This window comes from Streptomyces coerulescens (assembly GCF_042657965.1).
GTDB lineage: Bacteria > Actinomycetota > Actinomycetes > Streptomycetales > Streptomycetaceae > Streptomyces > Streptomyces coerulescens.
Genome location: NZ_JBHSKM010000002.1, coordinates 740,973 through 753,563 on the forward strand (window position 1 = coordinate 740,973; position 12,591 = coordinate 753,563).

The window sequence follows — 12,591 nt, forward strand, 5'->3', positions numbered from 1 at the left end:
CCCGATCCGGTGAGGGAGGTCAACGACCCCCGAGCACCTGGGACTTACTTCTCCACCTCGGTGGCGAGCTTGGCGAGCAGCTCGTCGTAGATCCGGCCGAGGCCCTTGGGCGCGAAGGTCTTCTCGAAGAAGCCGCCGATACCGCCGGCGCCCTGCCAGGTGGTGGTGACGACGACCCGGGACTTGCCCTCACCGGCCGGGGTGACCCGCCAGGTGGTGACCATGGAGGAGTTGCGGTCCTTCTCGACGAGCTCGCCGTCGGTGGGCTCGCTGACCTCCAGGAGGCAGTCGCGCACCCGCTTGCTGGTGGCCTGGAGCTTCCAGTGGACGAGCGTGCCCTCACCGTCGCCGCCCTCGCGCACCTCGTACTCGCTGAAGTGCCCGGGCAGCAGCTTCTGCCGGGTGCCGCTGTAGTCGGCGAGGGCGTCGAACACCTTCTCCGCGTCCGCCGCGACGACCCGCTCCGTAGTGGCCTCGACCTGCGCCATTGACTTCCTCCAGGACCAGAATTCTCGGGGGTTGGAGCAAGCCAACCACCCCGCTCCCGGACCGCCCAAATCGGGGTCCCGAACTCTTCCCCGAAGCGGTCGCACAGTGATCGAAAACGAAGCGTGGGAAGAGGTCGCACGATCAAGGGAACATGTGTTCTATTCTGGAGCCAGCGCTACCGAGGAGGCCTCATGCGCTGGGAGAACCTCACAGTGGAGTCCGACCACAGCCGTGCCGACTCCGCGCTGTTCGGCGCGGACGCGGTGGTCACCCGTACCTTCGACACGCCCGAGTTCGCCGGGATCACGTTCCACGAGATCCGGGCCCGCTCGATCCTCAACCGGGTGCCGGGCGCCTCGCGCATGCCCTTCGAATGGACGGTCAACCCCTATCGCGGCTGCACGCACGCGTGCGTGTACTGCTTCGCGCGCAAGACGCACAGCTATCTGGACCTCGACACGGGACTCGGCTTCGACTCCCAGATCGTGGTCAAGGTGAACGCGCCGGACGTGCTGCGCCGCCAGCTGTCCTCGCGCCGCTGGCAGGGCGACCACATAGCGATGGGCACGAACGTCGACTGCTATCAGCGCGCGGAGGGGCGTTACCGCCTGATGCCGGGGATCCTCGCCGCCCTGCGCGACCACGCCAACCCCTACTCGATCCTCACCAAGGGCACGCTGATCCTGCGCGACCTCGATCTGCTGAAGCAGTCGAGCGAGGTGACGGACGTCGGGATCTCGGTCTCGGTCGGCTTCGTCGACCCCGAACTGTGGCGCACGGTGGAGCCGGGTACACCCGCCCCGGAACGGCGCCTGGACGTCGTACGGACCCTCACCGAGCACGGTCTCGGGTGCGGGGTGCTGATGGCGCCGGTGATCCCGTTCCTGAGCGACAGCCCGGCCCAACTGCGGGCCACCGTGCGGGCGATCGCCGCGTCCGGGGCCACCTCGGTCACCCCGCTGGTGCTGCATCTGCGACCCGGGGCCCGGGAGTGGTTCATGGCGTGGCTGGGCCGTGAACATCCGCATCTGGTGCGTCGCTACGAACGGCTGTACGCGGACGGCGCCTACGCGCCGAAGTGGTACCAGCGCCGGATCACCCGTCAGGTCCACGACCTGGCGCAGGAGTACGGCATCGGCCCCGCACGGGCGGGGATGCCCCGGCGGATCCGCGAACCCGAGCCGCCCCAGTCCGCGACGACCGGACGCGCGACGTCCGAACCGACCCAACTCTCCCTCATTTGAGAGCATTAGGGGGCATCTCACGACCCAATCGGGTCAAGTATGATCATAAGGAGTTCTTCCGGGCGCCCACGCCGGGACGATGCGGCCAGGACCATGACGCTCATGGTCCGCGACCCTCCGTCCTGGGGAGGACCCCATGGGAAAACGCGCAGCCGTACTGTGCGGCGCCGCCGTCCTGGTGGCCGGGACCGTGACGGCCGTCCCCGCCCAGGCGCACGCCGCGCCCCTCGGCTGGGAGAAGTGCGGCACCGAGAAGTACCCGACGCTCCAGTGCACCTCCCTCGAGGTGCCGCTCGATCACACGAAACCGGACGGGCGGCAGATCACCCTCGCGCTGTCCCGCGTCCCGCACACCGCCAAGAAGTACCAGGGCCCGCTGCTGGTCAACCCCGGCGGCCCGGGCGGGAGCGGGCTCACGCTCGCCGGTTACGTCGCCTCGACGCTGCCCAAGGCCGTGGCCGCCCAGTACGACGTCATCGGCTTCGACCCGCGCGGGGTCGGCCGGAGCAGGCCCGCCCTCGACTGCAGACCGCGCCACTTCGCCCCGGTGCGCCCCGACTCCGTGCCCAGCACCTCGGACATCGAGCAGTCCAACCTTTCGCGCGCCCGGTCCTTCGCGCAGGCGTGCGCCAAGAAATACGCGAGCGTGCTGCCGTACATCGACACCGTCAGCGCGGTGCGCGACATGGACCGGATCCGTGCGGCCCTGGGCGCGAAGCGGATCAACTACTTCGGCTACTCGTACGGCACCTACCTCGGCGCCGTCTACGCCAAGCTCTATCCCCAGCGGCTGCGCCGGGCGGTCCTGGACTCGGTCGTCGACCCGACCGGCGTCTGGTACGACGACAACCTCGCGCAGGACGTCGCCTTCGACGACCGGCACCGCGCCTTCATGGCCTGGGTCGCCAAGTACGACACGACCTACCGGCTCGGCACCGACCCGGCCCGGATCGAGGCCGAGTGGTACGCGATGCGGGCGGCCCTGGCCAAGAAGCCGGCCGACGGCAAGGTGGGCGCCGCCGAGCTGGAGGACACCTTCCTCCCCGGCGGCTACTACAACGGCTACTGGCCCTACCTCGCCGAGGCGTTCGCGGCGTACGTGAACAACAAGGACACGGCTGCGCTGATCGGCGCGTACGAGAAATTCGGCGCCGCCAACGCCGCCGACGACAACGGCTACGCCGTCTATACGGCGGTGCAGTGCCGGGATGCCTCCTGGCCGCGCGACTGGCGGCGGTGGCAGACGGACAACCGGGCCGTGCACGCCAAGGCCCCGTTCATGACCTGGAACAACGCCTGGTACAACGCGCCGTGCGCGTTCTGGCCGACGAACCCGCTGCGCTCGGTGGACATCACCAACACGAAGCTGCCGCCGGTACTGCTGTTCCAGTCGACCGACGACGCCGCCACGCCGTACCAGGGCGCCGTCACGGTCCACCAGCGGCTGGCCCGCTCCAGCCTGGTCGTCGAGCAGGGCGGTGGCAACCACGCCATCACGCTGGGCGGGAACACCTGCCTGGACGAGCACCTCGCGTCCTACCTGGCCGACGGCACCGTGCCGCGCGGCACGGGCACGGTCGACGCGGTGTGCGGCGCGCGACCCGACCCGAAGCCGCTGAGCGCCAAGACGACGGCGCCGCGCGGCGCGGAACTGCACGCGCTGCTCGGTTTCCGGCATCACGCCTAGAGTTCCCGCATGGACGACGACCGCATACGGATCCGCCGCATGACCCCGGCCGACTGCGACCGGGTCGCCGAGATCCGCATCGGCGGCTGGCGGAGCGCCTACCGGGGTCTGATACCGCGGTCCTACCTGGACGCCCTGGACGTGGCGCAGGAGGCCGAGCGCCGGCGCGGCTATTTCTCGCAGGGCGACGGAAGCGTGGTGGACCTGGTCGCCGAGCGGGCCGGGGAGATCGTCGGCTGGGCCTGCCACGGTCCGTACCGCGACGGTGAAGTACGCACCGAGGACGTCGAGTTGTACGCCCTCTACGTCGACCCCGGGCGCTACGGCGCCGGCATCGGCCACGCCCTGCTCCAGGAGTCGGTGCGCCGCTGCACGGCCGCCGGGCACGCCCGGATGCTGCTGTGGGTCCTCAAGGACAACGCCCGCGCCCGTCGCTTCTACGAGCGGGCGGGCTTCGGGGCGGACGGCGCCGAGGAGCCCTTCGAGGTGGAGGGCGTCGAGGTGCCGGAGGTGCGGTATGCGCGGGAGTTGACGCGTCAGCGTTGATGAGGGATCAGCGCCAGCGCCCGGACCGCCGCCTCCGCGAGAGCGGGGTGGGCCAGGGCCTCGTTCAGGACCTGTCTGGCCCGCGCGTCGCCCAGCGCACCGAGCCCGTCCACACAGGCGAGGGCCACCCGGCGGTAGGGGTCGTGCGGGCGCAGGCGTCGCTCAAGGGTGGTGATCAGGGCGGGGACGGCCTCGGGGGCGCGGAGCTCGACCAGGAGGCGGACGGGGTGCAGGGCGTAGGCGACGCGGAGTTCATTGGTGGCGAGGGCGGCCGCAGCGCGGGCCGTGCGCGGGTCGCCGAGGCGGGCGAGGGCATGGGCGGCGGAGACACAGCGCTCCGGATCACGATGGTTGAGCAGCAGGACGAGCGACTCGAAGGCCCGCCGGTCCCGGGCCAGGCCCAGTCGGAACGCGGCCAACTCCCTGGCCCACAACGGCTGCCCCGGTGCGGTGAGCACCTCCGCCAGTTCGTCGAGGTCCTCGGTCGCCACGAGGCGGTCGTACCCGGCCGACGCTCCCGACTCCTGCCGTAAGCGCTCCGTGAGTGATCGCAACTCTTCGTCCATGATGCCGAGCGTATGCAAGCGGCCCGCCGCGCGGGACCTACATCACAAAGACGGGGGCTGGCGCGCTCGTTACCCACCGGTTAAGCTCATACGAGCGAGTTACCCACTCGCACATCTGCTTGCAGGGGCCTGGTGACGCAGCCTCTGCGAGTGCAGGTCGGTTCGGTACTTCTGTACCTCAGTACGACTCGGCTCCGGGACAGGGCCGGTCGGATCCGCTGTTCCCCGAAGCGTGTGCGCGCTCTCGGCGACGGCACCGGGCGTGTGCGCCAGCAGCCCGGCAACACCCGCACTCAGTCTCCTTTCCGCACCCGCTGCGCTTGCTCTGCGCAGCCGGGCGCGTTCCCAGTCGTCACCCTCATTCCTGGAGTCCCGCGATGGCCACTCCCCTGTCCACCCCTCCGTCCCCGCTCAAGACCGTCGCCGTCGTCGGCCTCGGCACCATGGGCACCGGCATCGCCGAGGTCCTGGCCAAGGCCGGTCGCGAGGTCATCGGCATCGACATCAGCGAGGCCGCGACCGCCAAGGCCGTCGCCGCGCTGGAGTCCTCGACCGCCCGCGCCGTGGAGCGCGGCCGGCTGACCGAGGACGACCGTACGGACGCTCTCGCCCGCGTCCGCACCTACACCGACCTGCGGGCCGCGGCCGACGCGGACCTGGTCATCGAGGTGGCTCCGGAGTCGTACGAGATCAAGCAGCAGATCTTCCGCGAGCTGGACGCGATCGTGCGCCCCGAGACGATCCTGGCGACCGGCACCAACGCCCTGTCGGTCACCCGGCTCGCCGCCGACTCCACCCGTCCCGAGCGGGTGCTCGGGCTGCACTTCTTCAACCCGGCGCCGGCGATGCGGCTGGTCGAGGTCGTCTCCTCGGTGCTGACCTCGCCGACGGCCGTCTCCGCGGTCACCAACCTCGCCCTGGACCTCGGCAAGGAGCCCGTCGCGGTCGGCGACCGGCCCGGTTTCGTCGCCGACGGTCTGCTGTTCGGCTACCTCAACCAGGCGGCCGCGATGTACGAGGCGAAGTACGCCTCCCGCGAGGACATCGACGCCGCGATGCGGCTGGGCTGCGGTCTTCCGATGGGTCCGCTGGCGCTGCTCGACCTGATCGGCGTCGACACCGCCCGCACGGTCCTGGACGCCATGTACGCCGAGTCCCGCGACCGGCTGCACGCCCCCGCGCCGATCCTCAAGCAGCTCAGCGAGGCGGGCCTGACGGGCCGTAAGTCGGGCCGCGGCTTCTACACCTACGAGACCCCCGGCAGCGCCACGGTCGTGCGGGACGCGCTGACGCCGCTGGAGGGCGCCGCCCTGACGCCGGGCCGTGAGGTCCGCTCGGTCGGCGTCGCGGGCTCGGGCACCATGGCGTCCGGGATCGCGGAGGTGTTCGCCAAGGCCGGGTACGAGGTCGTGCTGGCCGCCCGCAGCGCGGAGAAGGCGCAGGCCGCGAAGGCCCGGATCGGCAAGTCCCTGGCCCGTTCCGTGGACAAGGGGCGGATGACCGCCGAGGCCGCCGCGCAGACCCTGGACCGGATCGCCGCGGCGGGCAGCTACGACGCGTTCGCCGACGTCGATCTGGCCGTCGAGGCCGTCGCCGAGGATCTGGAGATCAAGCGTCAGCTGTTCGCGACGCTGGACAAGGTCTGCAAGCCGGGCGCGGTGCTGGCCACCACCACCTCCTCGCTGCCCGTCGTCGCCTGTGCCCGCGCCACCTCGCGGCCACAGGACGTGATCGGCATGCACTTCTTCAACCCGGCGCCGGCGATGAAGCTGGTCGAGGTCGTCCGTACGGTCCTGACGGCCGACGACGTCCACGCGACGGTCCGCGAGGTCTGCGGCCGGATCAAGAAGCACGCCGTGGACTGCGGTGACCGGGCCGGATTCATCGTGAACGCGCTGCTCTTCCCGTACCTGAACAACGCGATCAAGATGGTGCAGGAGCACTACGCCACCCTCGACGACATCGACGCGGCCATGAAGCTGGGCGGCGGCTACCCGATGGGTCCGTTCGAGCTGCTGGACGTCGTCGGACTCGATGTCTCCCTCGCGATCGAGAAGGTCCTGCACCGCGAGTTCCGCGACCCGGGCCTGGCTCCGGCGCCGCTCCTGGAGCACCTGGTGGCCGCGGGCTGCCTCGGCCGCAAGACGGGCCGCGGCTTCCGCGAATATGCCCGGCGCTAAGGGACGTCCCGGCGACTGGTTCAGAGACGGTCAGGAGTGGGGCGGGCTGCTGGACCCCGGCAGCTCTCCCCCGGCCGTCCGGCGCGGCCCGGCGCCGCCGCCCGCCGGACCCGGCACTCCCCCGCCCGCGAAGGGCGGGGGAAACCCCGTGCATGCGCATCAAGCTGCGCACATGCAGTACGTTCGGGTCATGTCCCAGCCCGCCAAGTCCTCACGTACACCCACCACGCCCGACGCGCCGGAGAGTGCCGCAGGCAGTCGCGCGGCCGCTCAACGGCTCAAGATGCGCCGTGAACTGGCGGCCGCGGCGATGGAGCTGTTCGCGACCAAGGGGTACGAGGCGACCACCGTCGACGAGATCGCGGCCGCGGCCGGGGTCGCCCGCCGTACGTTCTTCCGCCACTTCCGTTCCAAGGAAGAGGCGATCTTCCCGGACCACGACGACACCCTGATCCGCGCCGAGGCGGTACTGAACGCCGCCCCGGCCCATGAGCACCCGCTCGACACGGTGTGCCGTGGCATCAAGGAAGTGATGCGGATGTACGCGGCCCGGCCGGAGATCTCGGTCGCCCGCTACAAGCTCACGCGCGAGGTGCCCACCCTGCGTGAGGCGGAGATCGCGTCGGTGGCCCGCTACGAGCGCCTCTTCACCCGCTATCTCCTCGGCCACTTCGACGAGCACGCCCACGACGACGACGCCAACGACGACCCGCTGCTGGCGGAGGTCGCCGCGTCGGCCGTGGTCACCGCGCACAACCACGTCCTGCGGCGCTGGCTGCGGGCCGGCGGCCAGGGCGATGTGGAGGCGCAGCTCGACCACGCCTTCGCGATCGTCCGCAGGACCTTCGGGTCGGGCATCGGGGCGGGCCGGGAGACGGGGCCGCGTACGGCGCCGGCCTCGGTGGCCGCGCAGGGCGAGGTGCTGGTGACGGTGGCCAGGACGGACGCTCCGCTGGACGAGGTGATGCGGACGATCGAGCAGGCGCTGAAGGAGCGGGCGTAGGCGCTCCGCCGGGGGCGCCGTGAGGCCGTCGTTCGTCTGCGGCGCCGTCGTGGCGGGTCGCGCAGTTCCCCGCGCCCCTCGAGGGCGTTGCCGATAGTCCTGGCATCCGACACCTGCCGCCCCCTGACCGGGGGCGGCTTTTTTGTGCCGATTGATACCTACTCACGGGTAGCTTTGATCGATCATCGCTCATTTGTTACGTAAAGATTTCATCTGAGAGCAAGTTCTGGCACTCCGTGCCTTGCCAGGTGACACGCGGTGCCATACGTTGAAAGTGTCCGGGCGGCCGGCGTGCAGAGACCTTTCGTACGTCGGCTGTCCCCGCAAGGCCCTCCCGGGACCTGCGCGCCCGGGCGCCTGCGTCACAGGCAACCTCCCGCGCCACAAAGCGCTGCCGAACAGCAAGAACCGCCGAACCGACGGCAACCACCAAAAATCCCTCAGCAGCACCGACGTAACCCTCAGCACCCCTCCCTCAGGGTGCGCATCGCCGGAGGCAACACCGTGACCACTCAGGCCATTCTGGACGCGATCCAGTCGCCGGACTCGACGCCGGGCGACTTCGCCGCTCTGCCGCTCCCCGAGTCGTACCGCGCGATCACCGTGCACAAGGACGAGACGGAGATGTTCGCGGGCATGACGACCCGCGAGAAGGACCCGCGCAAGTCGATCCACCTGGACGAGGTGCCGCTGCCCGAGCTCGGCCCGGGCGAGGCCCTGGTGGCCGTCATGGCCTCCTCGGTCAACTACAACTCCGTGTGGACGTCGATCTTCGAGCCGCTGTCCACCTTCGGGTTCCTGGAGCGCTACGGGCGCACCAGCGAGCTGGCCAAGCGGCACGACCTGCCGTACCACATCATCGGCTCCGACCTCGCGGGCGTCGTCCTGCGCACCGGCCCCGGCGTCAACGCCTGGACGCCCGGTGACGAGGTCGTCGCGCACTGCCTGTCGGTCGAGCTGGAGTCCTCCGACGGCCACAACGACACGATGCTCGACCCCGAGCAGCGGATCTGGGGCTTCGAGACCAACTTCGGCGGCCTCGCCGAGATCGCCCTGGTCAAGTCCAACCAGCTGATGCCCAAGCCGGGCCACCTGTCCTGGGAGGAGGCCGCCGCCCCCGGCCTGGTCAACTCCACCGCCTACCGGCAGCTGGTCTCCCGCAACGGCGCCGCCATGAAGCAGGGCGACAACGTCCTGATCTGGGGCGCCAGCGGCGGCCTCGGCTCCTACGCCACCCAGTTCGCGCTGGCCGGCGGCGCCAACCCGATCTGTGTCGTCTCCAGCGACCAGAAGGCCGACATCTGCCGCTCGATGGGCGCCGAGGCGATCATCGACCGCAACGCCGAGGGCTACAAGTTCTGGAAGGACGAGAACACCCAGGACCCCAAGGAGTGGAAGCGCTTCGGCAAGCGCATCCGCGAACTCACCGGCGGCGAGGACATCGACATCGTCTTCGAGCACCCCGGCCGCGAGACCTTCGGCGCCTCCGTCTTCGTCACCCGCAAGGGCGGCACCATCACCACCTGCGCCTCCACCTCGGGCTACATGCACGAGTACGACAACCGCTACCTGTGGATGTCACTGAAGCGGATCATCGGCTCGCACTTCGCCAACTACCGCGAGGCCTGGGAGGCCAACCGGCTCATCGCGAAGGGCAGGATCCACCCCACCCTGTCGAAGGTCTACTCCCTCGAGGAGACCGGCCAGGCCGCGTTCGACGTGCACCGCAACCTCCACCAGGGCAAGGTCGGCGTCCTGTGCCTCGCCCCCGAGGAAGGTCTCGGCGTGCGCGACGAGGAGCTGCGCGCAAAGCACATCGACGCCATCAACCGCTTCCGCAACATCTGAGACACCCGAGGTCATAGATGACTGAGCGTCAGCCCGCCGAAGGCAAGCGGGAGAAGGACCGGCCGTGGCTCATGCGGACCTATGCCGGTCACTCCACGGCCGAGGCGTCCAACGAGCTGTACCGGCGCAACCTCGCCAAGGGGCAGACAGGTCTGTCGGTCGCGTTCGACCTGCCGACCCAGACCGGCTACGACTCCGACCACATCCTCGCCCGCGGCGAGGTCGGCCGGGTCGGCGTGCCGATCGCGCATCTCGGTGACATGCGCCGGCTGTTCCAGGACATCCCCCTGGAGCAGATGAACACCTCGATGACGATCAACGCCACCGCCATGTGGCTGCTGGCGCTCTATCAGGTCGTCGCCGAGGAGCAGGGCGCGGACATCACCAAGCTCCAGGGCACGACCCAGAACGACATCGTCAAGGAGTACCTGTCGCGGGGGACCCATGTCTTCCCGCCGGGGCCCTCACTCCGGCTGACGACGGACATGATCGCGTACACGGTCTCCCACATCCCGAAGTGGAACCCGATCAACATCTGCAGCTATCACCTGCAGGAGGCGGGCGCCACGCCGGTCCAGGAGATCGCGTACGCGATGTCCACCGCGATAGCGGTTCTCGATGCCGTACGCGATTCAGGGCAGGTCCCCGCCGAGAAGTTCGGGGACGTCGTGGCCCGTATCTCCTTCTTCGTGAACGCGGGCGTCCGCTTCATCGAGGAGATGTGCAAGATGCGGGCGTTCGGGCGGATCTGGGAGAAGGTCACGCTCGAGCGGTACGGCATCGAGAACCCCAAGCAGCGCCGCTTCCGGTACGGCGTCCAGGTCAACTCCCTCGGTCTGACCGAGGCGCAGCCGGAGAACAACGTCCAGCGGATCGTCCTCGAGATGCTGGCGGTGACGCTGTCGAAGGACGCACGCGCGCGTGCCGTGCAGCTGCCGGCCTGGAACGAGGCGCTGGGTCTGCCCCGGCCCTGGGACCAGCAGTGGTCGCTGCGCATCCAGCAGGTCCTCGCCCATGAGAGCGACCTGCTCGAGTACGAGGACATCTTCGAGGGCTCGCACGTCATCGAGGCGAAGGTCGAAAAGCTCGTCGAGGAGTCGCTCGCCGAGATCGAGCGGATCCAGGAGATGGGCGGCGCGATGGCCGCCGTCGAGTCCGGCTACCTGAAGTCGCAGCTCGTCTCCTCGCACGCCGAGCGCCGCGCTCGTATCGAGTCCGGCCAGGAGAAGATCATCGGCGTCAACATCTTCGAGACGACCGAGCCCAACCCGCTGACCGCCGACCTGGACACCGCGATCCAGACGGTCGACCCGGCGGTCGAGGCCCGTGTCATCGCGGGTCTGGAGCACTGGCGCGACACCCGTTACCAGCCGCCCTTCAACCACCCGCGTCCGTGCAAGGCGCTGGAGAAGCTGAAGGAGGCCGCCAAGGGCACGGACAACCTCATGGAGGCCACCCTGGAGTGCGCCCGCGCCGGTGTGACGACCGGCGAGTGGGCCGGGGCGCTGCGCGAGGTGTTCGGCGAGTTCCGGGCGCCGACCGGTGTCTCGTCCGCGCCGGTGGCGATCCCCGCCGAGGAGGGCTCGGCCCTGTCCCAGGTCCGCCGCAAGGTCGACCTGACCGCCCAGGACATGGGCGTCGGCAAGCTGCGCTTCCTGGTCGGCAAGCCGGGCCTGGACGGGCACTCCAACGGCGCCGAGCAGATCGCCGTCCGGGCGCGTGACGCCGGATTCGAGGTGGTCTACCAGGGCATCAGGCTGACGCCGGAACAGATCACGGACGCGGCCCTCGCCGAGGACGTGCACGCGGTGGGCCTGTCGATCCTCTCCGGGTCGCACGCCCAGTTGGTTCCCGACGTGCTGGAACGGCTCCGTGTGGCCGGTGCCACAGATATACCCGTGATCGCCGGTGGCATCATCCCCAATGGGGACGCCGAGCAGCTCAGGGCCGCCGGAGTGGCCGCCGTCTTCACCCCGAAGGACTTCGACATCACCGGAATCATCGGCCGCATCGTCGACGAGATCCGGAAAGCGAACAAGCTCGACCCCCTGGAGGTCCCCGCATGACGACCGTCAACCGCCTTCGCCCGCGGCGCTCCTGCCTGGCTGTACCGGGCTCGAACCCGCGCTTCCTCGAAAAGGCGCAGGGTCTCCCGGCTGACCAGGTCTTCCTCGACCTCGAGGACGCGTGCGCCCCGCTCGCCAAGCCCGAGGCGCGGCACACCATCGTCAAGTTCCTCAACGAGGGCGACTGGACGGGCAAGACGAGGGTCGTGCGCGTCAACGACTGGACGACCGAGTGGACGTACCGCGACGTCGTCACGGTCGTCGAGGGCGCCGGCCAGAACCTCGACTGCATCATGCTGCCGAAGGTGCAGACGGCCGAGCAGATCGTCGCCCTGGACCTCCTGCTGACCCAGATCGAGAAGACGATGGGCTTCGAGGTCGGCAAGATCGGCATCGAGGCGCAGATCGAGAACGCGCAGGGCCTGAACAACGTCAACGAGATCGCGACGGCCTCCCAGCGCGTCGAGACCATCATCTTCGGCCCGGCCGACTTCATGGCGTCCATCAACATGAAGTCGCTGGTCGTGGGCGAGCAGCCGCCCGGCTACCCGGCGGACGCCTACCACTACATCCTGATGAAGATCCTGATGGCCGCCCGCGCGAACAACCTCCAGGCGATCGACGGCCCCTACCTGCAGATCCGCAACATCGACGGCTACCGCGAGGTCGCCCAGCGCGCCGCCGCGCTCGGCTTCGACGGCAAGTGGGTGCTGCACCCGGGCCAGGTCGAGGCGTCCAACGAGATCTTCTCGCCCTCGCAGGAGGACTACGACCACGCCGAGCTGATCCTGGACGCGTACGACTACTACACGTCCGAGGCGGGCGGCAAGAAGGGCTCCGCGATGCTCGGCGACGAGATGATCGATGAGGCCAGCCGCAAGATGGCACTGGTCATCTCCGGCAAGGGACGCGCCGCCGGCATGCAGCGCACGTCCAAGTTCGAGATCCCGGAGGCCTGAGCG

Annotated in this window: 10 protein-coding genes; 8 read left to right on the top strand and 2 right to left on the bottom strand. The window is 69.7% G+C overall.

The window, feature by feature from the left end; genetic code table 11:
- Nucleotides 1-44 precede the first annotated feature (44 nt).
- Nucleotides 45-488, bottom strand: a complete 444-nt coding sequence (locus ACFPQ9_RS04800) for an SRPBCC family protein (RefSeq protein ID WP_380846979.1) — start codon at nucleotides 486-488, stop codon at nucleotides 45-47.
- A 192-nt stretch (nucleotides 489-680) separates the two neighbouring features.
- Between ACFPQ9_RS04800 and ACFPQ9_RS04805 the strand changes: the two genes are divergently transcribed.
- The 3 genes from ACFPQ9_RS04805 (at nucleotide 681) to ACFPQ9_RS04815 (ending at nucleotide 3,966) form a co-directional block, all read left to right on the top strand.
- On the top strand, nucleotides 681-1,733 hold the full coding sequence (locus ACFPQ9_RS04805; protein WP_380846982.1) for an Rv2578c family radical SAM protein: 1,053 nt from the start codon (nucleotides 681-683) through the stop codon (nucleotides 1,731-1,733).
- 136 nt (nucleotides 1,734-1,869) lie between these two features.
- Nucleotides 1,870-3,420, top strand: coding sequence for an alpha/beta hydrolase (locus ACFPQ9_RS04810; protein ID WP_380846985.1), 1,551 nt, complete (start codon nucleotides 1,870-1,872; stop codon nucleotides 3,418-3,420).
- Nucleotides 3,421-3,429: 9 nt separating this feature from the next.
- Complete coding sequence (locus ACFPQ9_RS04815) at nucleotides 3,430-3,966, top strand: GNAT family N-acetyltransferase (RefSeq protein WP_380846987.1); 537 nt, start codon at nucleotides 3,430-3,432, stop codon at nucleotides 3,964-3,966.
- On the opposite strand, the gene ACFPQ9_RS04820 is transcribed toward ACFPQ9_RS04815, so the two are convergent.
- On the bottom strand, nucleotides 3,957-4,532 hold the full coding sequence (locus ACFPQ9_RS04820) for an adenylosuccinate lyase (RefSeq protein ID WP_380846989.1): 576 nt from the start codon (nucleotides 4,530-4,532) through the stop codon (nucleotides 3,957-3,959). The genes ACFPQ9_RS04815 and ACFPQ9_RS04820 overlap by 10 nt on opposite strands.
- A 377-nt stretch (nucleotides 4,533-4,909) precedes the next feature.
- Here ACFPQ9_RS04820 and ACFPQ9_RS04825 point away from each other — a divergent pair, with 377 nt between their 5' ends.
- From ACFPQ9_RS04825 to ACFPQ9_RS04845, 5 genes are all read left to right on the top strand, one after another.
- On the top strand, nucleotides 4,910-6,712 hold the full coding sequence (locus ACFPQ9_RS04825; RefSeq protein WP_380846992.1) for a 3-hydroxyacyl-CoA dehydrogenase family protein: 1,803 nt from the start codon (nucleotides 4,910-4,912) through the stop codon (nucleotides 6,710-6,712).
- A 190-nt stretch (nucleotides 6,713-6,902) separates the two neighbouring features.
- On the top strand, nucleotides 6,903-7,715 hold the full coding sequence (locus ACFPQ9_RS04830) for a TetR family transcriptional regulator (protein ID WP_380846995.1): 813 nt from the start codon (nucleotides 6,903-6,905) through the stop codon (nucleotides 7,713-7,715).
- 504 nt (nucleotides 7,716-8,219) lie between these two features.
- Nucleotides 8,220-9,563, top strand: a complete 1,344-nt coding sequence (gene ccrA, locus ACFPQ9_RS04835; protein ID WP_380846998.1) for a crotonyl-CoA carboxylase/reductase — start codon at nucleotides 8,220-8,222, stop codon at nucleotides 9,561-9,563.
- Between the two features lie 17 nt (nucleotides 9,564-9,580).
- Nucleotides 9,581-11,629, top strand: a complete 2,049-nt coding sequence (locus tag ACFPQ9_RS04840; protein ID WP_380847001.1) for a protein meaA — start codon at nucleotides 9,581-9,583, stop codon at nucleotides 11,627-11,629.
- Nucleotides 11,626-12,588, top strand: a complete 963-nt coding sequence (locus tag ACFPQ9_RS04845) for an HpcH/HpaI aldolase/citrate lyase family protein (protein ID WP_030948307.1) — start codon at nucleotides 11,626-11,628, stop codon at nucleotides 12,586-12,588. Before ACFPQ9_RS04840 ends, ACFPQ9_RS04845 begins: the two co-directional genes overlap by 4 nt.
- The last annotated feature ends 3 nt before the right edge of the window (nucleotides 12,589-12,591 follow it).

Bases quoted from the DNA above. Each gene is read 5' to 3' on its own strand.
- ACFPQ9_RS04840 (WP_380847001.1), top strand. From the start codon at position 9,581: ATGACTGAGCGTCAGCCCGCCGAAGGCAAGCGGGAGAAGGACCGGCCG.
- ACFPQ9_RS04805 (WP_380846982.1), top strand. From the start codon at position 681: ATGCGCTGGGAGAACCTCACAGTGGAGTCCGACCACAGCCGTGCCGAC.
- ACFPQ9_RS04825 (WP_380846992.1), top strand. From the start codon at position 4,910: ATGGCCACTCCCCTGTCCACCCCTCCGTCCCCGCTCAAGACCGTCGCC.
- ACFPQ9_RS04800 (WP_380846979.1), bottom strand. From the start codon at position 488: ATGGCGCAGGTCGAGGCCACTACGGAGCGGGTCGTCGCGGCGGACGCG.
- ACFPQ9_RS04815 (WP_380846987.1), top strand. From the start codon at position 3,430: ATGGACGACGACCGCATACGGATCCGCCGCATGACCCCGGCCGACTGC.
- ACFPQ9_RS04845 (WP_030948307.1), top strand. From the start codon at position 11,626: ATGACGACCGTCAACCGCCTTCGCCCGCGGCGCTCCTGCCTGGCTGTA.
- ACFPQ9_RS04820 (WP_380846989.1), bottom strand. From the start codon at position 4,532: ATGGACGAAGAGTTGCGATCACTCACGGAGCGCTTACGGCAGGAGTCG.
- ACFPQ9_RS04810 (WP_380846985.1), top strand. From the start codon at position 1,870: ATGGGAAAACGCGCAGCCGTACTGTGCGGCGCCGCCGTCCTGGTGGCC.
- ACFPQ9_RS04830 (WP_380846995.1), top strand. From the start codon at position 6,903: ATGTCCCAGCCCGCCAAGTCCTCACGTACACCCACCACGCCCGACGCG.